This is a genomic window from Streptomyces sp. VNUA24 (assembly GCF_029167005.1).
In the GTDB taxonomy this organism is placed as follows: Bacteria; Actinomycetota; Actinomycetes; order Streptomycetales; family Streptomycetaceae; genus Streptomyces; species Streptomyces scabiei.
The window spans coordinates 3,606,069-3,626,571 of sequence record NZ_CP119143.1; the positions used below are offsets into that span (position 1 = coordinate 3,606,069).

Annotated in this window: 17 protein-coding genes; 8 read left to right on the forward strand and 9 right to left on the reverse strand. The window is 71.8% G+C overall.

The features are described from left to right. Positions 1-180 precede the first annotated feature (180 nt). Together nusA and rimP are read right to left on the reverse strand one after the other, a co-directional pair. Positions 181-1,167 (reverse strand): transcription termination factor NusA, encoded by a 987-nt coding sequence (gene nusA / locus PYR72_RS14945; protein ID WP_013000332.1) that lies wholly within the window; start codon positions 1,165-1,167, stop codon positions 181-183. A 2-nt stretch (positions 1,168-1,169) separates the two neighbouring features. Further along, positions 1,170-1,679 (reverse strand): ribosome maturation factor RimP, encoded by a 510-nt coding sequence (gene rimP, locus PYR72_RS14950; RefSeq protein WP_275455812.1) that lies wholly within the window; start codon positions 1,677-1,679, stop codon positions 1,170-1,172. Positions 1,680-1,936: 257 nt separating this feature from the next. On the opposite strand from rimP, the gene PYR72_RS14955 reads away from it, so the two are divergent. From PYR72_RS14955 to PYR72_RS14965, 3 genes are read left to right on the forward strand one after another with little or no spacing between them, the layout of a single operon-like run. Beyond that, a complete protein-coding gene (locus tag PYR72_RS14955; protein WP_275455813.1) occupies positions 1,937-2,500 on the forward strand; it encodes a hypothetical protein in 564 nt (187 codons plus the stop codon). Then, on the forward strand, positions 2,497-2,952 hold the full coding sequence (locus PYR72_RS14960) for a ferritin-like domain-containing protein (RefSeq protein WP_275455814.1): 456 nt from the start codon (positions 2,497-2,499) through the stop codon (positions 2,950-2,952). The genes PYR72_RS14955 and PYR72_RS14960 overlap by 4 nt, the downstream gene beginning before the upstream one ends. Before the next feature lie 28 nt (positions 2,953-2,980). Continuing rightward, on the forward strand, positions 2,981-3,910 hold the full coding sequence (locus PYR72_RS14965) for an aminoglycoside phosphotransferase family protein (RefSeq protein ID WP_275455815.1): 930 nt from the start codon (positions 2,981-2,983) through the stop codon (positions 3,908-3,910). A 130-nt stretch (positions 3,911-4,040) separates the two neighbouring features. Here the strand turns inward: PYR72_RS14965 and PYR72_RS14970 are convergent, their stop codons facing one another. From PYR72_RS14970 to dxr, 6 genes are all read right to left on the reverse strand, one after another. Continuing rightward, positions 4,041-5,744 (reverse strand): proline--tRNA ligase, encoded by a 1,704-nt coding sequence (locus PYR72_RS14970; RefSeq protein WP_275455816.1) that lies wholly within the window; start codon positions 5,742-5,744, stop codon positions 4,041-4,043. Positions 5,745-5,834: 90 nt separating this feature from the next. Then, positions 5,835-6,365: a GNAT family N-acetyltransferase gene (locus PYR72_RS14975; RefSeq protein WP_275455817.1), complete on the reverse strand. Its 531-nt coding sequence runs from the start codon at positions 6,363-6,365 to the stop codon at positions 5,835-5,837. Positions 6,366-6,452: 87 nt separating this feature from the next. Continuing rightward, on the reverse strand, positions 6,453-7,307 hold the full coding sequence (locus PYR72_RS14980; RefSeq protein WP_059082538.1) for a GNAT family N-acetyltransferase: 855 nt from the start codon (positions 7,305-7,307) through the stop codon (positions 6,453-6,455). A gap of 229 nt (positions 7,308-7,536) precedes the next feature. Beyond that, positions 7,537-8,673, reverse strand: a complete 1,137-nt coding sequence (gene ispG / locus PYR72_RS14985) for a flavodoxin-dependent (E)-4-hydroxy-3-methylbut-2-enyl-diphosphate synthase (RefSeq protein ID WP_275455818.1) — start codon at positions 8,671-8,673, stop codon at positions 7,537-7,539. Positions 8,674-8,927: 254 nt separating this feature from the next. Next, positions 8,928-10,232, reverse strand: a complete 1,305-nt coding sequence (locus PYR72_RS14990) for a site-2 protease family protein (RefSeq protein ID WP_275455819.1) — start codon at positions 10,230-10,232, stop codon at positions 8,928-8,930. Continuing rightward, positions 10,229-11,512 (reverse strand): 1-deoxy-D-xylulose-5-phosphate reductoisomerase, encoded by a 1,284-nt coding sequence (gene dxr / locus PYR72_RS14995; protein WP_275455820.1) that lies wholly within the window; start codon positions 11,510-11,512, stop codon positions 10,229-10,231. The genes PYR72_RS14990 and dxr overlap by 4 nt, the downstream gene beginning before the upstream one ends. Positions 11,513-11,705: 193 nt before the next feature. Here dxr and PYR72_RS15000 point away from each other — a divergent pair, with 193 nt between their 5' ends. After that, positions 11,706-12,161 carry a lamin tail domain-containing protein gene (locus tag PYR72_RS15000; protein WP_275455821.1) on the forward strand — a complete coding sequence of 152 codons (456 nt, stop codon included), beginning with the start codon at positions 11,706-11,708 and terminating at the stop codon, positions 12,159-12,161. A gap of 94 nt (positions 12,162-12,255) precedes the next feature. On the opposite strand, the gene PYR72_RS15005 is transcribed toward PYR72_RS15000, so the two are convergent. Continuing rightward, the gene (locus PYR72_RS15005; RefSeq protein ID WP_275455822.1) at positions 12,256-14,196 is read right to left on the reverse strand and encodes an acyl-CoA dehydrogenase family protein; all 1,941 of its coding nucleotides are present in this window, start codon (positions 14,194-14,196) and stop codon (positions 12,256-12,258) included. A 424-nt stretch (positions 14,197-14,620) separates the two neighbouring features. Between PYR72_RS15005 and PYR72_RS15010 the strand changes: the two genes are divergently transcribed. The 4 genes from PYR72_RS15010 to PYR72_RS15025 all read left to right on the forward strand — a co-directional run bounded on the left by PYR72_RS15010 (position 14,621) and on the right by PYR72_RS15025 (position 20,496). Then, positions 14,621-15,634 carry a LacI family DNA-binding transcriptional regulator gene (locus PYR72_RS15010; RefSeq protein ID WP_275455823.1) on the forward strand — a complete coding sequence of 338 codons (1,014 nt, stop codon included), beginning with the start codon at positions 14,621-14,623 and terminating at the stop codon, positions 15,632-15,634. A gap of 177 nt (positions 15,635-15,811) precedes the next feature. Beyond that, the gene (locus tag PYR72_RS15015; protein ID WP_275455824.1) at positions 15,812-17,863 is read left to right on the forward strand and encodes a glycoside hydrolase family 31 protein; all 2,052 of its coding nucleotides are present in this window, start codon (positions 15,812-15,814) and stop codon (positions 17,861-17,863) included. Between the two features lie 305 nt (positions 17,864-18,168). Beyond that, complete coding sequence (locus tag PYR72_RS15020) at positions 18,169-19,215, forward strand: AI-2E family transporter (RefSeq protein ID WP_343245560.1); 1,047 nt, start codon at positions 18,169-18,171, stop codon at positions 19,213-19,215. A 93-nt stretch (positions 19,216-19,308) separates the two neighbouring features. Then, a complete protein-coding gene (locus tag PYR72_RS15025) occupies positions 19,309-20,496 on the forward strand; it encodes a sulfotransferase (protein ID WP_275455826.1) in 1,188 nt (395 codons plus the stop codon). Positions 20,497-20,503 lie beyond the last annotated feature (7 nt).

A 20,503-nucleotide genomic window follows, 5' to 3' on the forward strand; every position in this document is an offset into this window, starting at 1 on the left:
AAGTCTACCTCCCCGCACCGACCTCACCCCTTTGGGGCAAGAATCGAACAGTTGCCGCGCATATAACTGACGTGATCCAACCGACGTGCGGCTTGGATCTATTCCCCGGCCCCCGGAAAGGGCCCGGACACCCCGTCCGGACGCCCCGTTCGGACGTCCGATCGGGTGATCACTCCGACGTCACTCCGACGGCTGCTCGGTGTCCGGACGGATGTCGATCCGCCAGCCGGTGAGGCGGGCCGCGAGGCGGGCGTTCTGGCCCTCCTTGCCGATGGCCAGCGACAGCTGGTAGTCGGGCACCGTCACCCGGGCGGAGCGGGCCGCGAGGTCCACCACCTCGACCTTGGAGACCCGGGCCGGGGAGAGCGCGTTCGCCACCATCTCCGCCGGGTCGTCCGACCAGTCGACGATGTCGATCTTCTCGCCGTTCAGCTCACCCATGACGTTGCGCACCCGGCCGCCCATCGGGCCGATGCAGGCGCCCTTGGCGTTCAGGCCGCTGCGGGTGGAACGGACGGCGATCTTCGTGCGGTGACCGGCCTCACGGGCGATGGCGGCGATCTCGACGGACCCGTCGGCGATCTCCGGCACCTCCAGCGCGAAGAGCTTCTTCACGAGGCTGGGGTGGGTCCGCGAGAGCGTCACGGAGGGACCGCGCACCCCCTTGGCCACCCGGACGACGTACGAGCGCAGCCGCATGCCGTGCTGGTAGGTCTCCCCCGGGACCTGTTCCTGCACGGGCAGGATGGCCTCCAGCTTGCCGATGTCGACGAGGACGTTCTTCGGGTCGCGGCCCTGCTGGACGACGCCGGTGACGATGTCGCCCTCGCGCCCCGCGTACTCGCCGAGCGTCGCGTCGTCCTCCGCGTCCCGCAGGCGCTGCAGGATCACCTGTTTGGCGGTGGTGGCGGCGATGCGCCCGAAGTCCGACGGGGTGTCGTCGAACGCGCGTGCCTCCTGCCCCTCCTCCAGGTCCTCGGGGTCCTCCTTCGCCCACACGGTCACATGGCCGGTCTCCCGGTTGAGCTCCACGCGCGCGTGGCGGCGGCTTCCCTCGGTGCGGTGGTAGGCGATGAGGAGGGCCGCCTCGATCGCCTCGACCAGCAGGTCGAAGGAGATCTCCTTCTCCCGGACCAGACCCCGCAGGGCACTCATGTCGATGTCCACGGCTACGCCTCCTCTTCTTCCGTCATGTCCTTCTTGTCCTTGCGGTTGAACTCGACCTGGACACGGGCCTTGTCGATCTCGTCGAAGGCGAGCCGGCGGGAGGTGGCCCTGCGGCCCTTCACGCCGGGCACTTCGAGGTCGAGGCCCTCGTCGTCCACGGTCAGGATTCTGGCGATCAGTTCCCCGTCCTCGCGGAGCTGGAACTTCACCAGACGGTCGACGGCGCGGCGGTAGTGGCGGTGCTCGGTGAGCGCGCGCTCGGCGCCCGGCGTCCCGACCTCCAGGGTGTACTCCGACTGGCCCATCGCGTCCGTCTCGTCCAGCTTGGCCGAGAGCGCGCGGCTGACGTCGGCGACCGCGTCCAGATCCGCGCCCTCGTCCGAGTCGACCACCACGCGCAGCACTCGCCTGCGTCCGACCGAGTCCACTGCGATCTCTTCGAGATCGAGGCCCTGGGAGCGTACGAGCGGTTCCAGCAGTTCTCGCAGCCTCTCGCTCTGGGTGGTGCTCATCCGGGTGACTCCTCGGCCGCGTGTGCTGTTGTGGGTAGGGCGCGTGTCAGGTCAAAGGGTAGCCGCTCCGCTGGGGTGTTGCCGTCCGCCTCCGGGCCCGGACGGCCGTCGCGGGACGGCGGACACGGGTGGTGCGCGGCACACCGCGCGGTTCCCCGCGCCGCGTCGGGGCGCGGTGGTGGCGACCTTGGATCACCTGCGCGGGTACGGTGATCGCACCGCTTCTTTGTTCGTACGACCTCCCTAGGACGTCTGCTGTGTCGTTCAGCCTGCCGGCGCGTGCCCTGTCGGGGCCGCGCAGAAGGAGTTTGCTCGTCGGGGCCGCCGGCGCGGGCCTGCTCGCGGGGTGCTCGTCCGGGGGTGAGCGTGCGGACGTCGCCGGGAGCGGCCCGTCGGCCGTGGAGCGGGCACGCGCGCGTGCCGCCCGGGACAGCGAGGCGCTCGCCGAGCGGTACGAGGCCGTCGTCGCCGCGCATCCCGGTCTGGCCGGGCTGCTGACCCCGCTGCGGGCGGAGGTCGTCCGGCACGCCGAGGCGTTCGGGGGCGGAAAGGCGGCGCGCGCCGGGAAGAAGGGCGCGAACAGCGCCTCCGCGTCGCCGTCCGCCTCCCCTTCGGGCTCGCCCTCCGCGTCGGCGTCCCCCTCGCCCGTGCCGGACAGCCCCGGGGCCGCCCTCGCCGAGCTGGCCGCCGCCGAGCGGAGGCTCGCCGACCGGCGGGCCAAGGCGCTGCTGGAGGTGCCGGGCGAGGTGGCACGGCTGATGGCCTCGGTGGCGGCGGCGGGGGCCGGGCACGCGTACATGCTGACGGAGGGCGCGAAGTGAGCAGCGGTGAGCTGAAGGCGGTCCAGGCGGCCCTGGCGGCCGAGCACGCCGCCGTGTACGGGTACGGCGTCGTCGGCGGGAAGATCGGCCGGGCACGGCAGGGCGAGGCACGCTCGGCGTACGACGCGCACCGGGCCCGCCGGGACCGGCTCGTCCGGACCGTGCTCGACCTGGGCGGTGAGCCCACCGCGGCGGCGGCCGGATACGCGCTGCCCTTCCAGGTGACCGATTCCGGCTCCGCCGAACGGCTCGCGGCCGAGCTGGAGGAGCGGGTGGCCGGCGTGTACTCCGACCTCGTCCGGGCATCCGAGGGTGACCGGCGCGGCGCGGCGGCCGAGGCGTTGCGGGAAGCGGCGGTGCGGGCGGTGCGGTGGCGGGGCGAAAGCGTAGCCTTCCCTGGTCTCGCCGAGCGGACGGCCGCCGCCGGCCCGTCGGCGACACCGCACACCTGATCACGGTCCGGAAGGGAACGACTCGCACATGGCGCGCAGGGTTTTCGAGGACTTCGAACCGCCGCGGCGGCTGGTGCGAGCGCTCGCCGAGACCCGGCGGCCGGACGACGGTGACGGGACCGGCGCATGGCTGGAAAGCCTCCCCGAGCTGCTTCAACAGGCCGTGGATCTACGCGAGTTGACCGTCGAGCGGGTGCAGGCTCCCGGCGGCCGCAGCAGTGTGGTGGTCCTCGTCCGGCTGATCGACGACACGCCCGCCGTGCTCAAGGTGGCGCCCGAGCGGGCCCGGCCGGAGAGCGAGCGGGCGGCCCTCGCGCACTGGGACGGACGGGGCGCGGTGCAGCTGCTCGACCCCGGGGCGGGGCACGGAGTGCTGCTGCTGGAGCGGCTGAGACCCGATCTCTCGGTGCGGTCGCTGCCCGAGGCGAAGGCGTTGCTGGAGGCCGCGGCGACCTTGCGGCGGCTGTGGGTCGAACCGCCCGGGGCCCATGTCTTCGAGACCGTGGCGGGGCGGACCGAACGGCAGGCCGGGCTGATGCGCTCCGGCTCCGCCGACGGGGAGACCGGGGCGCTGGTGGACGCCGCTCTCGCCGTGCGGGAGGAGCTGCTGGCGGACGCGCCCGAGGAGCGGTTGCTGCACGGGACGTTCCGGCAGAGCAAGGTGCTGGCCGGGGAGCGGTTGCCGTGGCTGGCGGTGGGGCCGGACCCGGTGGTGGGTGAGTGCGCGTTCGACCTGGCCCGGCTGGTGCGGGACCGGGTGGAGGATCTGATCGCCTCGCCGTCGGGGGCGGCGATCACCCGGCGGCGGATCAGGAAGCTGGCCGAGTCGCTGGACGTGGATCAGGAGCGGCTGCGGGGGTGGACGCTGTTCCGGGCCGTGGAATCGGGGGTGCGGGCGCTGCGCGTGGGCCGGCCGAGGGACGCGGAGCTGCTGCTCGAGTTCGCAGGCTGGCTCTGACCGGTCGGGATCGGCCGGCACGGCAGGACGAGGCACGCGCGCGACGCGCGATCCCCGACCGCTCCCCGCCGCGGTGGCGTTCGGTCACGCCGTGCGGTCGGGGAACGGTCGGATACGGCCGGGGTGCGGGTCAGGCGGTCAGGCGGGCGATCGCCTCGTCGACCGTCAGTTCCTCGCGCTCACCGGTACGGCGGTCCTTCAGCTCCAGGACGCCCTCGGCGGAGCGGCGGCCGGCGACCAGGATCTTGGGCACGCCGATCAGCTCGGAGTCGGTGAACTTCACGCCCGGGGAGACGCCCGCGCGGTCGTCGACCAGGACGCGCAGACCGGCGGCCCGCAGCTTCTCGGAGACGTCGAGGGCCAGTTCGGTCTGCAGGGCCTTGCCGGCGGCGACGACGTGCACGTCGGCCGGGGCGACCTCGGCGGGCCAGCACAGGCCCTTGTCGTCGGCGCTCTGCTCGGCGAGGGCGGCCACCGCGCGGGAGACGCCGATGCCGTAGGAGCCCATGGTCACGCGGACGGGCTTGCCGTGCTGTCCCAGGACGTCGAGCTTGAGGGCGTCGGCGTACTTCCGGCCGAGCTGGAAGATGTGGCCGATCTCGATGGCCCGGTCCAGCTTGAGGCCGGTGCCGCAGTTCGGGCAGGGGTCGCCCTCCTGGACGACCACGACGTCGACGTAGGCGCCGACCTCGAAGTCACGGCCCGCGACGACGTGCTTCGCGTGGGTGCCCGGCTTGTTGGCGCCGGTGATCCAGGCGGTGCCGGGAGCGACGCGCGGGTCGGCGACGTAGGTGACCTTCTCGCCGAGGCCCTGCGGGCCGACGTAGCCGCGGACCAGGTCGGGGCGGCCCGCGAAGTCCGCCTCGGTGACCATCTCGACGACGGCCGGGGCGAAGTGCGCCTCGACCTTGCCCATGTCGACCTCGCGGTCGCCGGGGACACCGATGGCGACGATCTCGCCGTCTACCTTGACGAGGAGGTTCTTCAGGGTGGCGGAGGGCTCGACGCCGAGGTAGGCGGCGAGGGTCTCGATCGTCGGGGTGTCCGGGGTCGGGATCTCTTCGAGGGCGGGGGTGTCGCCCGCGTCCACCGGCTTCAGCTCGAACGTGATCGCCTCGGTGTTCGCCGCGAAGTCGCAGGCGGGGCAGTCCGCGAAGGTGTCCTCGCCGGCGCCCGCCGGGGCCAGGAACTCCTCCGACTTGGAGCCGCCCATCGCGCCCGCCGTGGCGGCGCAGATGCGGTAGTCGAGGCCCAGACGCTCGAACACCTTCTGGTACGCCGCGCGGTGCAGGGCGTACGACCGGGCGAGGCCCTCGTCCTCGGTGTCGAAGGAGTACGAGTCCTTCATCAGGAACTCGCGGCCGCGCAGGATGCCGGCGCGGGGGCGGGCCTCGTCGCGGAACTTCGTCTGGATCTGGTAGAGGATCACGGGCAGGTCCTTGTAGGAGGACGCCTGGTCCTTCACGATCAGCGTGAAGATCTCCTCGTGGGTGGGGCCGAGGAGGTAGTCGCCGCCCTTGCGGTCCTTCAGCCGGAACAGCTCGGGGCCGTACTCGTCCCAGCGGCCGGTCGCCTCGTACGGCTCCTTCGGCAGCAGGGCGGGGAGCAGCACCTCCTGGGCGCCGATCGCGTCCATCTCCTCGCGGACGATGCGCTCCACGTTGGCGAGGACCTTCTTGCCGAGCGGCAGCCAGGTCCACACGCCGGCGGCGGTGCGGCGGACGTACCCGGCGCGGACGAGGAGCTTGTGGCTGAGCACCTCGGCGTCCGCCGGGTCGTCGCGCAGCGTCTTCGCCATCAACTGGGACATGCGCTGGACCGGTGGGTTCGCCATGATTCTCGTACTCCTGCTGCGGATCGGGTGATGCCAGGAGGTTAGCGGGGGTACACGGGCCCGTGGAAATCCGGCGGCGGGGGCGGGGCGCTACCTGCGGCGCAGGGGCAGGGGGGCGCCCATGACCGCGTACGGCCTGGGGGCGCTGGGGAAGACGACCCGGCGGGCGAGGTCGGTGTAGCCGAGGGAGTGGTACAGACCCCGGGCCGGACTGTCGACGTCGATCGCGGAGAGGATCGAGCGGGGTTCGGCCGCGGTGTCGGTGATGGCGGTGATGAGGGCGCGGCCGACGCCGTGGTTCTGGTGGTCGGGGTGGACGTGCAGCTCGGTGATCACGAAGGAGTCGTCGAGCCAGTGCTCGTGGTGCAGGGCGCGCAGGTAGGGCTCGACGACGGTGGACCACCAGTGGGAGCGGTCGTTGGGCATGCCGTAGACGAATCCCACGAGCCGTCCGGCGGTGGTGGCGCCCAGGGCCCTCGCCCCCGGGTACGTCATGTGGCGCAGGACGATCTGGCGGCGGACCGCGACCTCGTCGGGGCCCAGTCCGAAGGCGACGGCTTGTACGGCCAGGGCCTCGTCCACATGGGCGGAGAGGTCCAAGGGGCCGATGACGAGGTCCATGTTGCGGATGCTACAGGGGGGTTCGGGGTGCCCGCGGGGTGCGGGCCGGATGTGGCCGGTCGTGCCCGCGCCGGGTCCGGTGGCCGCTCAGAACAGGACGCTCATGAAGGCGCCGACCTCCTGGAAGCCCACGCGTCGGTACGTGCGCCTCGCCGCCGTGTTGAAGTCGTTGACGTAGAGGCTGACGACGGGGGCCACGTCCGCCAGGGCGTAGCGCAGGACCGCTGCCATGCCGGGGGCGGCCAGGCCCTGGCCGCGGAACTCGGGGGCCACCCAGACACCCTGGATCTGGCAGGCCCGGGCGGTCGCCGCGCCGATCTCGGCCTTGAACTGGACGCGGCCGTCGGGGGCGAGGCGGGCGAAGGAGCGGCCGGAGCCCACGAGTTCGGCGACCCGGGCCTGGTAGAGGAGGCCGCCGTCGCCGGCCAGCGGGGAGACGCCGACCTCCTCGGTGAACATCGCCACGCACGCCGGCATGATCGTGTCCATCTCGTCCTTGCGGATGCGGCGGACGTACGGGTCGGGGACGACGTCGGCGGGGTCGGGGAGCCGGTCGGTGACCATGAGGGGCTGGTGGGCCCGGACCTCGCGGGCCGGGCCCCAGCTGGGTTCGAGCAGCCGCCACAGCTGGGCGGTGGGTTCGGCGGGGCCGACGACCGAGGAGCAGCGGCGGCCGGCCCGGCGGGCGCGGTCGGCGAAGGCCCGCACGGCGCGGGGGGTGGCGCAGATGGGGACGAGGTTGGCGCCGGCGTAGCAGAGGGAGGTCAGGGCGCCGTCCTCGTACCAGCCCCACATCTCGCCGCCGAGCCGCCACGGGTCCAGCCCGGCGACCTGGACGCGGGACGTCACGAAGGCGTTCGCGACGGGGTCTCGGTCCAGGACGGCGAGTGCGGCGTCCAGGTCACTCGGTTCGAGGACCCTGGTGGTGGTCTGGGTCAACACGTGCGGGGGCCTCACCCTGGGGTCTGCGCTGGTCTTGGCACGATACCCTGCCGGGCTGTGGCGGGGCGCCCTGCGGCTGCGCCGCGGCCGGGGGCGCCTGGCTCGGGGCCCTGTGTCTTGGCGGGTGCGGGTGCGTCGTGGCTTGTCGCGCCCACGCGGCGGAGCCGCACATCGAAACAGCCCCGCGCCCCTGGAAGGGGGCCTGCGGCCCCTTCCGGAAGAGCGGGACTCAGCCCGCCACCGCCACCGTCGGCTCGCCCGAGGTGATGCCGTCCGCCTCCATCTGTTCGGCGATCTTCATCGCCTCCTCGATGAGGGTCTCGACGATCTTGGATTCGGGGACGGTCTTGATGACCTCGCCCTTGACGAAGATCTGGCCCTTGCCGTTGCCGGAGGCGACGCCGAGGTCGGCCTCGCGGGCCTCGCCGGGGCCGTTGACGACGCAGCCCATGACGGCGACGCGGAGAGGGACCTCCATGCCGGTGAGGCCGGCGGTGACTTCCTCGGCGAGCTTGTAGACGTCGACCTGGGCGCGGCCGCAGGAGGGGCAGGAGACGATCTCGAGGCGGCGCGGCTTGAGGTTCAGCGACTCCAGGATCTGGTTGCCGACCTTGATCTCCTCGACCGGCGGGGCCGAGAGGGAGACGCGGATCGTGTCGCCGATGCCCTCGGAGAGCAGCGCGCCGAAGGCGACCGCGGACTTGATGGTGCCCTGGAAGGCGGGGCCGGCCTCGGTGACGCCGAGGTGGAGGGGGTAGTCGCACTGGGCGGCGAGCTGCCGGTAGGCGTTGACCATGACGACCGGGTCGTTGTGCTTGACCGAGATCTTGATGTCCCGGAAGCCGTGCTCCTCGAAGAGGGACGCCTCCCACAGCGCGGACTCGACCAGCGCCTCGGGGGTGGCCTTGCCGTACTTCTGCAGAAGGCGGCGGTCCAGGGAGCCGGCGTTGACGCCGATGCGGATCGGGGTGCCGTGGTCGTTCGCCGCCTGGGCGATCTCCTTGACCTTGTCGTCGAACTGCTTGATGTTGCCCGGGTTGACGCGGACGGCGGCGCAGCCGGCCTCGATCGCGGCGAAGACGTACTTCGGCTGGAAGTGGATGTCGGCGATGACCGGGATCTGCGACTTGCGGGCGATCGTCGACAGGGCGTCGGCGTCGTCCTGCGTGGGGCAGGCGACGCGGACGATCTGGCAGCCGGACGCCGTCAGCTCGGCGATCTGCTGCAGGGTGGCGCCGATGTCCGACGTACGCGTCGTGGTCATCGACTGGACCGACACCGGGGCGTCTCCGCCGACCGCCACGGACCCGACCTGGATCTGCCGGCTCTTCCGGCGCTCGGCGAGCTTGGTCGGAACGGACGGCATGCCGAGAGAAATCGCAGTAGTCATCTGCTGTGCAACCCCAAGTTGTGGATCAGGATCGGGTCCCGGTACGCGCGGGCTCCAGGCTTCGAGATTACGGCACGGGCAGGCACCCGAGCACATCACCATCCGTGAACCCACCCGTTGGGGATGCCGGCCGTGGTGTCCGGGGCCGGGTGACCGGTGCGTGCGCGAACGACGGCGGCCGGGCCGCCCCCACTCGGGGAGTGTGCCCGGCCGCCGTGAACCGCGGGTGACTAGGAGATGCGTACCGGGTTCACGAGGTCCGCGATCAGCACCAGGAGCGTGAAGCAGACGAAGATGCCTGCCACCACGTACGCGACGGGCATCAGCTTGGCGACGTCGAACGGGCCGGGGTCGGGCCGGCGCAGCAGCTTGGCCGCGTTCCGGCGCAGCGACTCCCACAGGGCGCCCGCGATGTGCCCGCCGTCGAGCGGGAGCAGCGGGAGCATGTTGAACAGGAACAGGGAGAGGTTGAAGCCGGCCAGCAGGATCAGGAAGCTGGCGAGCTGCTGGGTGGCGGGGATGTCCATGGTGAAGATCTCGCCGCCGACCCGGGCCGCGCCGACGACGCCCATGGGCGAGTCGGCCGCGCGCTCGCCGTCGCCGAAGGTGGCGTCCCACAGGGCGGGGACCTTGGCGGGCAGGGAGAGCAGGGACTCGACGCCGTTCTCCATCATGTCGCCCATGCGGTCCACGGACTGGCCGAAGGAGAGCGGGAGGATGTCGGAGGCGGGGGTGAAGCCGAGCCAGCCGGCGTACACGTACTTGTCCTTGACGTAGCCGCCCTGGCCGTCGGTCTGGCTGACCTTGTTCTTGATGAGGGTGGGGGTCAGGTCGACCTTCTCGCCCTTGCGGTCCACGGTGAGCGTGACCTGCTTGCCGGGGTTGTCGCGGATGTCGGCCTGCAGGGCGGACCAGTCCTCGACGGGGGTGCCGTCGAAGGCGACGATCCTGTCGCCGGGCTTCAGGCCCGCCGCCTTGGCGGGGGCCTCCTTGTCGCTGTCCTTGCACTTCGAGCGGTTCTCGCTGGCGGAGATGACGCAGTCCGAGACCTTACTGACCGTGGTCGTCGAGGTCTGGGCGCCGAAGGTCATCATCACGCCGAGGAAGATCACGAAGGCCAGGATCAGGTTCATGAAGGGCCCGGCGAACATCACGATGACGCGCTTCCACGGCTTGCGCGTGTAGAAGAGACGGTCCTCGTCGCCGGGCTGCAGCTCCTCGAAGGAGGCCGCGCGGGCGTCCTCGATCATGACGCGCCACGGGGAGGTCGAACGGCTCTCGATCCGGCCGTCCGGACCGGGCGGGATCATGCCGATCATGCGGATGTAGCCGCCGAGCGGGATCGCCTTGACGCCGTACTCGGTCTCGCCCTTCCGCTTCGACCAGATGGTGGGGCCGAAGCCCACCATGAACTGGGGGACGCGGACGCCGAAGAGCTTGGCGGTCGAGAAGTGGCCCAGCTCGTGCCACGCGATCGAGAACGCGAGACCGATCACGAAGACCACTATGCCGAGGATGAACATCAGGGTCGTCATGCACGGGCCTCCGCGGTCGTCCGCTCGGTGGGTTTGCCGGTCGAGGTGGTCGAGGTGGTCAGTTCACGGGCCCTGGCGCGTGCCCAGGTCTCCGCTTCGAGGACGTCCGCCACGGTCAGGGAAGTTCCCGAGGCGGGGGTGCCGTGCTCCTCGACCACCTGTGTGACGGTCTCCATGATCGCGTCGAACCGGAGACCCCCGTACAGGAACGCGTCGACGCACTCCTCGTTCGCCGCATTGAACACCGCCGGGGCGGTGCCCGCGAGCTGTCCCACGTGCCGGGCGAGCCCGACGGAGGGGAACGCGTCGTCGTCGAGGGGGAAGAACTCCCAGCTGGACGCCTTGGTCCAGTCGAAGGCGGGCGCGGCGTCCGGGACGCGCTGCGGCCAGCCGAGGCCGATGGCGATGGGCCCGCGCATGTCGGGGGGCGTCGCCTGGGCCATCGTCGATCCGTCCGTGAACTCAACCATCGAGTGGACATACGACTGGGGGTGCACGACGACCTCAATGCGGTCGAAGGGAATGTCGTAGAGCAGGTGCGCCTCGATGACCTCCAGGCCCTTGTTGACCAGGGTCGCGGAGTTCACGGTGATGACCGGGCCCATGGCCCAGGTGGGGTGCGCGAGGGCGTCGGCGGGCGTCACGTCCGCCAGCTCCGCCTTGCTGCGGCCGCGGAACGGGCCGCCGGAGGCGGTGACGACGAGCTTGCGCACGTCGGCCCGGGTGCCGGAGGCGAGGGCCTGGAAGAGGGCGGCGTGCTCGGAGTCGACCGGGATGATCTGGCCGGGCTTGGCCACCGCCTTGACCAGCGGGCCGCCGACGATGAGCGACTCCTTGTTGGCGAGCGCGAGGGTGCGGCCCGCCTCCAGGGCGGCGAGGGTGGGGGCGAGGCCGATGGAGCCGGTGATGCCGTTCAGCACGGTGTGGCAGTCGGAGGCGGCCAGGGCCGTGGCCGCGTCGGGGCCGGCCAGGATCTCGGGAAGCGGCTCCCCGGCGCCGTAGGTGGCGGCCAGGGCCTCGCGCAGGGCCGGTACGACGTCCTCGCGGGCGACGGCGACGGTCCGCACGCGCAGCCGGTGCGCCTGCTCGGCCAAGAGCTGCACCCGCCCTCCGGCGGCGGAGAGCCCGGTGACGCGGAAGCGGTCCGGGTTGCGCAGGACGAGGTCGATGGCCTGGGTGCCGATCGAGCCGGTCGATCCGAGGATCACTACGTCCCGTGCGCCGTCGACCGGGTCGAAGACGAGATGCGGATCGGCGAGAGGGGCTGGACTGTCGCTCATCCCCCCATTGTGGCCGCATCGGGTGTCCGGCAGGACCGCGCGCCCCCTGGTTGACCCACTTCGTGCCGTGTGCGGTTGACGAGCGCATTTCTCCGTTTGTGAAGCACACGTGAAGGCGGGAGTGATATGACTTCTCCCCTGCTGATCCGATTGTCGTATCAGTCGATCATGAACGAGGATCCTGGGGGGATTCATGCGCAAGCGCATACGCGCCGCCGTGCCCGCGCTCGCCGGAGCGGTTGCCCTGACCGGCACCCTGCTGAGCAGCCCGGCCGAGGCCGCGGGGGGCGTGGTGATCTACCGCGTGTACTTCGACAGCCCCGGCAAGGACACGCGGACGAACGCGCAGTACAACGCGGAGTGGGTGCAGATCAAGAACACGAGCTCGTCGGCGATCTCGCTGAAGGGCTGGGTGCTGAAGGACCTCGACAACCACAAGTACACGTTCCCGGACGTCAGGATCGGGGCGAAGAAGTACATCAAGGTCCGTACGGGGTCGGGCACGGACACCACCGCGACCAAGTACCAGAACCGCAGGGCGTACGTCTGGAACAACACCAGCGACACGGCCAAGCTGACGAAGGCGAACGGTTCGAAGGTGGATTCCTGCTCCTGGACCACGCGGGACGCCAGCGACAAGTACTGCTGACGCCGCACGGGCGCCGCTTTCGGCCGCGGTCCACTGCGGCTGGTCGCGCAGTTCCCCGCGCCCCTGAGAATCCGGGGCGCGGGGAGGCGTCAGATCACTGGATGCGCCGGTGGACGTTCTCCTTCTCGCTCGGGCCCGGGGTCGCGTCCGCGATCCAGGGGCCTTCGCCGGACGGGTCGATCACACCGTGCTCCAGCCACTCGTAGGCGCCGCCGAGTACGCCCTTGACCACCTTGCGGTCGAGGTCGTCGGTGTTGTTCCACAGGCGGCCGAAGAGTTCCTCGACCCGGATGCGGGACTGGCGGCAGAAGACGTCGGCGAGCTGGTACGCCTCGCGGCCGTGATCGCCCTGGGTGCGGAGCAGTTCCGCGCGGACGACGGCCGCGCTCATGGCGAAGAGTTCGGCGCCGATGTCGACGACACGGCCCAGGAACCCCTGCTTGGTCTCCATCCGGCCCTGCCAGCGGGACATGGCGTAGAAGGTGGAGCGGGCCAGCTTGCGGGCGTTGCGCTCGACATAGCGCAGGTGGGTGGCCAGGTCCGGGTGCCCGGCGGGGTGGAAGTCGCCGTAGGTGCGCGGGAGCTGGCCCGGTCCCGCGACCAGCTTGGGCAGCCACTTGGCGTAGAAGACGCCCGCGTTCGCGCCCGCCTTCGCCTTGTCGGAGAGGGACTTCTCCGGGTCGATGAGGTCGCCGGCCACCGTGAGGTGGGCGTCGACGGCCTCGCGGGCGATCAGCAGGTGCATGATCTCCGTGGAGCCCTCGAAGATCCGGTTGATGCGCAGGTCGCGCAGCATCTGCTCGGCGGGCACGGCCCGTTCGCCGCGCGCCCGGAGCGAGTCCGCGGTCTCGAAGCCGCGGCCGCCGCGGATCTGGACCAGCTCGTCGGCGATCCTCCAGCCCATCTCGGAGGCGAAGAGTTTCGCGAGGGCGCCTTCGATACGGATGTCGTTGCGGTCCTCGTCGGCCATCTGCGAGGACAGGTCGAGCACCGCTTCGAGGGCGAAGGTGGTGGCCGCGATGAAGGAGATCTTCTGGCCCACCGCCTCGTGGTGGGCGACCGGCTTGCCCCACTGCTCGCGCGCGGCCGACCACTCGCGGGCGATCTTCAGACACCACTTGCCGGCGGCCACGCAGGACGCCGGGAGCGAGAGACGGCCGGTGTTGAGGGTGGTGAGCGCGATCTTCAGGCCCGCGCCCTCGGGGCCGATGCGGTTCGCGGCGGGGACGCGGACCTGGTGGAGGCGGGTGACGCCGTTCTCGATGCCGCGCAGGCCCATGAAGGCGTTGCGGTTCTCGACGGTGACACCGGGCGAGTCGGTCTCCACGACGAAGGCGGTGATGCCGCCCTTGTGCCCCTCGGACTTCGGCACCCGCGCCATGACGACGAGGAGGTCGGCGACCACGCCGTTCGTCGTCCAGAGCTTCACGCCGTCGAGGAGGTAGTCGTCCCCGTCGGGCACCGCGGTGGTGGCCAGGCGGGCCGGGTCGGAGCCGACGTCGGGCTCGGTGAGGAGGAAGGCGCTGATGTCGGTGCGGGCGCAGCGCGGCAGGAACTTCTCCTTCTGCTCGGGGGTGCCGAACAGCTTGAGCGGCTGCGGTACGCCGATCGACTGATGCGCCGAGAGCAGGACGCCGATGGCCGGGCTGGCGGAGCCGACCAGGGCCAGCGCCTTGTTGTAGTACACCTGGGTGAGGCCGAGACCGCCGTACCTGGGGTCGATCTTCATGCCGAGAGCGCCGAGTTCCTTGAGGCCGTCGATGACCTCGTCGGGGATGCGGGCCTCGCGTTCGATCAGGGCCCCGTCGACCTTCGCCTCGCAGAAGGCGCGGAGCTTGGTCAGGAACTGCTCGCCGCGCCGGACGGCCTCGTCCGTGGGCAGCGGGTGGGGGTGGATGAGGTCGAGGCGGAACCGGCCGAGGAACAGTTCCTTGGCGAAGCTGGGCTTGCGCCAGGACTGCTCCCGGGCGGCCTCCGCCACCTGGCGGGCCTCACGTTCTGTGACGACGGGCTTCTTGAGGGGTGGGGCGGACATGAGGCTCACCTCGCCGCGAATCGGGATCTCGTACCGGATGGGTACCTGAATGGTTACCGATGGGTGCTACTCGATCGTTGGTACCCGATTCGGAATGACCCCGCCACCCCTCGCGTCCGCGGCCGGCCGCTTCGGCCGGGTCGTGCGGGGCGGGACCGTCGAAGACCGGCCGGTTCTAGACTGTGTCCGACCCCAGGGCCCATCAGGAGGGTTCCGAGGGCGCGGGGAGGCGCGAGAAGCCCCACGCACCCGCGGCCTCACCCCCACACTCCCCCACGACTCCCCGGGCGCCCGCCGATCGATCGAAGCGCTTCGACAACCTATGGACACCCATCCGGCGCCCGGCTACTGTCGAGCCACCCTCACACGCCTTTGTTCCGCAACAGTGCGCTGTCGAAGCGCTTGAACACGCTGGGAGAGCCGGATGGTCACCCTCGCCGAGGTCGCCCAGCACGCCGGAGTCTCGGCGAGCACGGTGAGCTATGTCCTCAGCGGCAAGCGGTCCATCTCCGCGGGCACCCGGCAGCGGGTGGAGCGGAGCATCCAGGAGCTCGGCTACCACCCGAACGCGGGGGCCCGTGCCCTGGCGAGCAGCAGGTCGAACATCGTCGCCCTGATGGTGCCGCTGCGCACCGACATGTACGTCCCGGTGATGATGGAGATCGCCATCGCCGTGGCCACCACGGCCCGCACCTACGGGTACGACGTCCTGCTGCTCACCGGCGAGGAGGGTCCGGACGCGGTGCGCCGGGTCACCGGCAGCGGGCTCGCCGACGCGATGATCCTGATGGACGTGGAGCTGGACGACGAGCGGCTGCCGCTGCTGCGCGGTACCGACCAGCCCTCGGTGCTCATCGGGCTGCCGGCCGACACCAGCGGCCTGACCTGCGTCGACCTCGACTTCGGGGCCACGGGGGCGCTGTGCGTGGAGCATCTGGCGATGCTCGGGCACCGTGACATCGCGGTCGTCGGCGAGGCACCCGCGGTGTACGAACGGCACACCGGTTTCGCCGAGCGCACCCTCGACGGACTCCGCGACCGGGCACGGGAGTTGGGACTGCGTGTGCTGCACCGCCCCTGTGAGGGCGGCTACGACGCGATGGCCGCGACCCTGGCCCGGATCTTCGACGAGCGGCCGGGCACCACGGGGATCGTCGTGCAGAACGAGTCGGCGGTGGAGCCGCTGCTCGCGCTGCTGCGCCAGCAGGGGCGCGCGGTCCCCGAGGACGTCTCGGTGATCGCGATCTGCCCGGACCAGGTCGCCGTGCAGGCCTCGGTACGGCTGACGTCCGTCGCCATCCCGGCCCAGGAGATGGGCCGCCGGGCGGTGGAGCAGCTGATCGCCAAGCTGGAGGGCCGGGACACCGACGAAGTGGTGCTCCTCGCCCCCGAGTTGACGGTCCGCGCGAGCACGGGACCGCTGTCCACGAGCGGCTGAGACGGTCGACTCACCCGCCCCCGCACCTGCACCCGCACCCGCACCGCACCCACCCCCGACCGCACCGATCGCCGTGCCGTACGGAGAACCCCGTACGGCCCCTCCTCCCCACCGCCCGTGCCCGCCGGAGCCGAGCCGAGCCGGGTGTGCCGTCACTCCTCCCTTCCAGGAGATCCCGTGAATCTGTCTGCCGAGAACCCGACCCCGACGGGCGCGGTCAGCCTCGCCCAGTCCTCCCCCACCGTCGGCACGTTCCGTGAGCGGGACGGTGCCCTGGAGTGGAGCGGACGCCAGGAGACCCTGCGGATCGAACCCTGGGGACCGGACGCCGTCCGGGTCCGCGCCCGCCTGGGCGGACCGGTCCTCGACGGGCTGCCCGGCGCCCTGCTCGACGAGGCGGAGAGCACCGGGAGCACGGTCAAGATCGAGGACGGGCTGGGGCGGCTGATCGTCGGCGCGCTCACCGTCGAGGTCGACGCCGAGGGCCTGGTCCGCTACACGCGCACCGCCGACGGCTCCGAACTGCTGTCGGAGGCCCGCGCCCACTTCTGGTGGCCCGGCTCGCGCCTCTACACGGCCGTCGGCAACGGCCACCACCGCCTGGAACAGCGCTTCGCCCCGTACGACGACGAGAAGCTGTACGGCCTCGGGCAGCACCAGCACGGGCGGCTCGACCAGAAGGGGCTGGTGCTCGACCTGGTGCAGCGCAACGCGGAGGTCGGCATCCCGGTGCTCACCTCCAGCCGCGGCTACACCCTGCTGTGGAACAACCCGGCGATCGGCCGCGTCGAGCTGGCGGGCAACGGCACGCGCTGGGTCGCGGACTCGGCCCGGCAGATCGACTACTGGATCACCGCCGGTGCCCCGGCCGACGCGCAGCGCCGCTACAGCGCGGTCACGGGGCGTGTGCCGATGCTGCCCGCGTGGGCGGCCGGGTTCTGGCAGTGCAAGCTGCGCTACCGCACGCAGGACGAACTCCTGGCCGTGGCACGGGAGTACAAGCGGCGGGGCCTGCCCATCGACGTCATCGTGTGCGACTTCTTCCACTGGACGCACCTCGGCGAGTGGAAGTTCGACCCGGCCGAGTGGCCCGACCCGGCGGCGATGGTGCGCGAGCTGGAGGAGCTGGGCATCCGGCTGGTGGTGTCCGTGTGGCCGTCGGTGTCGCCGCTGAGCGAGAACCACCACCTGATGGAACAGCGCGGCTACTTCATCGGCACCCAGTACGGCCCGATGGCGCACGCCGACTGGCCGGACAAGGAGGTCGCCTCGACGGTCCAGGTCGCCTTCTACGACGCCACGAACCCGGAGGCCCGCGAGTTCGTGTGGTCGCGGGTGCGGGAGAACTACCTGGAGCCGTACGGCATCACGGCGTTCTGGCTGGACGCCTGCGAGCCGGAGATCAAGCCCGGCTTCCAGGAGAACCTGCGCTACTGGGCGGGGCCCGGCCTGGAGGTCGGCAACATGTACCCGGCCGAGGTCGCCCGCACCTTCTACGAGGGGCTGCGGGCGGCGGGCGAGGAGGAGATCGTCTCCCTCAACCGTTCGGCGTGGGCGGGCAGTCAGCGCTGGGGGGCCGCGCTGTGGTCCGGTGACATCGGGACCGACTTCCCGACCCTGCGGCGGCAGATCGCGGCGGGCCTGAACACCGCGCTGTCCGGCATCCCCTGGTGGAACACCGACATCGGCGGCTTCCACGGCGGCGACCCGGACGATCCGGCCTACCGCGAGGTGATGGTGCGCTGGTTCCAGTTCGGGACGTTCTCGCCGCTGATGCGGCTGCACGGGTTCCGTGAGCCCGGGATGCCGCTGGGGCCGGCCATGACCGGCGGGCCCAACGAGGTGTGGTCGTACGGGGAGGAGGCCGGGGCGATCCTGGAGGACTGCCTGCGGCTGCGGGAGCGGTTGAAGCCCTATGTGCTGCGGGTGATGCGGGAGGCCCATGAGGAGGGGCTGCCGGTGATGCGGCCGCTGTTCCTGGAGTTCCCGGACGACGAGCGGGCCTGGTCGGTGGACGACGCGTACCTGTTCGGGCGGGACGTGCTGGTGGCGCCGGTGCTGGAGGCGGGGGTGACGCGCTGGAGCACCTATCTGCCGGCGGGGGCGCGGTGGACCGACGCGTGGACCGGCGAGACGTACGCGGGAGGCGGGCCGGTGACGGTGGACGCGCCGCTGGAGCGGATTCCGGTGTTCCTGCGGGACGGGGCCTCGGTGCCGATCGCCGGGTAGGCGGCCGTCGCCCGCCCGCCGGCCGGGTCTACGCTGTGGCGCCACGGCCATCCCATGATCCTCAGGGGTGTGCGCGACCTCCGAGCGAGTGGAGATGACAGGGGATGAACAGCCGTACGGGAGACTCCCGCGCAGTGCGCGGGGGACGGCGGGGCCGGGGCGGCGGGGCCGCGCGCAGACCTGTCCACCGGACGCGTACGACGATACGCACCACCGGCGGGTACACGGTGGTGCCGAGGGCGGCCGTGCCGTCGGGCGAGGACGTTCCCCGGGGGTTCCTGCCGGGGCCCGCGCGGCACATCGCCGTGTGGAGCGCGCTCACGCTGCTGGTGACGGGTGTCGTCTACGTGGGCGTGTGGATCTGCGTGACGTTCCAGACGGCGGTCACGCCCATACTGATCGCCCTGCTGGGTACGGCGCTGCTCGGCCCGTTCTACCGGCGGCTGGTGGCGATGAGGTTCAACAGGTCCCTGGCCGCCGGACTGACCTGTGCCGCCGTGGTGGTGGTGATGGGCGGGGCCGCGTACATCGTGGTGGCCGCGCTGATCGACACCGGTGACCAGATCATCTCCTCGCTCCGGCAGGCGGCGCAGTCGCTCAGCGACGAGTTCGGGCCGGCCGGGACCTCGCTGGACGACCTCGCGAAGAACGCCAGGGAGCTGCTGTCGAAGTTCGGCGGCACGGCGGCCTCCGGGGTGCTCACCGGCGTCAGCGCGGTCAGCGAGTTCCTGGCGGCGGCCGTGCTGGCGATGCTGCTGATGTTCTTCTTCCTGCGCGACTCCGACCGGGCGGTCGCCTCCCTGCACTCGCTCGCGCCGCGCGGCAGCGGCGACACCCTGGAGGTGATGGCCCGGCGCGCGTTCCGGGCGATCGAGGGCTATATGCGGGGGACGACGCTCATCGCCTTCATCGACGGCGCCTGTATCGCCGTGGGTCTGCTGATACTCCAGGTGCCGGGGGCGGTCGGCCTCGGCGCGCTCGTCTTCGTCGGTGCGTACATCCCGTACCTGGGCGCGTTCCTCTCGGGTGCGGTGGCGATCCTCGTCGCCTTCGCGGACCGCGGGCTGGTGACCGCGCTGTGGGCGGTCGGCGTCGTCTTCGCGGTGCAGCTCCTCGAAGGCAACGTGCTCCAGCCGATGATCCACAGCCGGACCGTGCAGATGCATCCGGCGGCGATCCTGCTGGCCCTCACGGCGGGCGCCTCCCTCGCCGGCATCCTCGGCATGCTCCTCGCGGTGCCGCTGACCGCGGCGGTCTCGGGCGTGCTGTCGGAGCTGCGGTCGCGCTACGGGGACGGGGCGGGCACGACCGGGACCCCGGCGGCGCGCGACGTCACCCGCGCGGCAGGATGATCGGCGGCGGCCGCCCCACCCGGGCGGCCGCCGGAGCGCCCGCGCCCGCACCCTGGGCCGCGCCCCTCCGTCCGCACCGAAGGGAAGTCCCCGATGGCGTCCACTCCCCTGCCCCTCACCCTGGCCAACCTGTTACTCCGGCCCACGCTCGGCTCCCGACACGACCCGGACCGGGTCTTCGACCGGATCGCCGCCGGCGCCGGAGGGACCGACGGCGACGAGGAGTTCACCGAGAACTTCCGGTTCCTGCTGCGGGAGTGGGCGAAGGACGAGAACCTCGGGCCGGTCGGCTGGCAGTCCGCGCAGGCGCACGTCCGCCGGCACCTCACCAACCGGGCCCGGATCAGGCGGCTGATCGCCGAGAACCCGGCCATCGGTCAGGAGCCCGTCGAGAAACCGGTGTTCGTGGTCGGCCTGCCGCGCACCGCGAGCACGCTCACCCACGGGGTGCTCTCCGTCTCGGACGACCACCGCTGCCCGCTGCTGTGGGAACTGCTGGCTCCCGATCTGGAACCGTCACCCGGGGAACGGCGGAAGCGGATCACGGCCGCGCGCCGCGTCCTGAACGGCAGCCATCTGCTCAGCCCGCGCTTCCGCGACATCCACCCCATGACCGCCGAGGGCCCCGAGGAGTGCACGTTCCTCCTGCCGCACGCGCTGGTGCCGCTCGCCCAGGCCCGCATACCCGCCTACCACGCCTGGCACTTCGAGCACGACTTCACCCCCGACTACCGTCACCTCCGGCAGGCCCTGCAGGTGCTGCAGTACGGCCGGCCGCGCCGCCGCTGGGTCCTGAAGTCGCCCTTCCACACCGGGAACCTGGACGCGCTGGTCAAGGTCTTCCCCGACGCCACGCTCGTGTGGACCCACCGCGACCCGGCCGCCGCCGTCGCGTCCTTCTGCAGCCTGGTCGAGGTCGGCATGGTCACCTCACTGCGCCGCTTCGATCCGCGTGAGCTGGGCGCCACCTGGCTCGACCTGCTCAGCCGGTCGGTCCGGCGCGGTCTCGCGGCCCGCACCGGCATCGCCTCCGGGGCGCTGGTGGACGTGCCCTACTCCTCGCTCGGCGCCGACCCGGCCGCCGGCGCCCCGAAGCTGTACGAGGCCGTCGGCGCCCGCTGGACCGAGGCCGACGCCGCCCGGCTCCCCCGGGCCGCCGCCCACGCCCGGGGCGGCCGGCCCCACCGCTACGACCTGGCCCGCTACGGGCTGACCCCGGCGGACGTCGAGTCCGCGTTCGCCGACTACAACGCCCTGCGCGCCGAGGTGGACCGGGCCTGACGGGGCC

What these genes read in the sequence shown, in the direction of transcription:
- PYR72_RS14990 (WP_275455819.1), bottom strand. Translation starts at nt 10,232, where the DNA reads ATGACGACCCTGATGTTCATCCTCGGCATAGTGGTCTTCGTGATCGGT.
- PYR72_RS15005 (WP_275455822.1), bottom strand. Translation starts at nt 14,196, where the DNA reads ATGTCCGCCCCACCCCTCAAGAAGCCCGTCGTCACAGAACGTGAGGCC.
- PYR72_RS15010 (WP_275455823.1), top strand. Translation starts at nt 14,621, where the DNA reads ATGGTCACCCTCGCCGAGGTCGCCCAGCACGCCGGAGTCTCGGCGAGC.
- PYR72_RS15000 (WP_275455821.1), top strand. Translation starts at nt 11,706, where the DNA reads ATGCGCAAGCGCATACGCGCCGCCGTGCCCGCGCTCGCCGGAGCGGTT.
- PYR72_RS15025 (WP_275455826.1), top strand. Translation starts at nt 19,309, where the DNA reads ATGGCGTCCACTCCCCTGCCCCTCACCCTGGCCAACCTGTTACTCCGG.
- ispG (WP_275455818.1), bottom strand. Translation starts at nt 8,673, where the DNA reads ATGCCGTCCGTTCCGACCAAGCTCGCCGAGCGCCGGAAGAGCCGGCAG.
- PYR72_RS14965 (WP_275455815.1), top strand. Translation starts at nt 2,981, where the DNA reads ATGGCGCGCAGGGTTTTCGAGGACTTCGAACCGCCGCGGCGGCTGGTG.
- PYR72_RS14970 (WP_275455816.1), bottom strand. Translation starts at nt 5,744, where the DNA reads ATGGCGAACCCACCGGTCCAGCGCATGTCCCAGTTGATGGCGAAGACG.
- dxr (WP_275455820.1), bottom strand. Translation starts at nt 11,512, where the DNA reads ATGAGCGACAGTCCAGCCCCTCTCGCCGATCCGCATCTCGTCTTCGAC.
- rimP (WP_275455812.1), bottom strand. Translation starts at nt 1,679, where the DNA reads ATGAGCACCACCCAGAGCGAGAGGCTGCGAGAACTGCTGGAACCGCTC.
- PYR72_RS14975 (WP_275455817.1), bottom strand. Translation starts at nt 6,365, where the DNA reads ATGGACCTCGTCATCGGCCCCTTGGACCTCTCCGCCCATGTGGACGAG.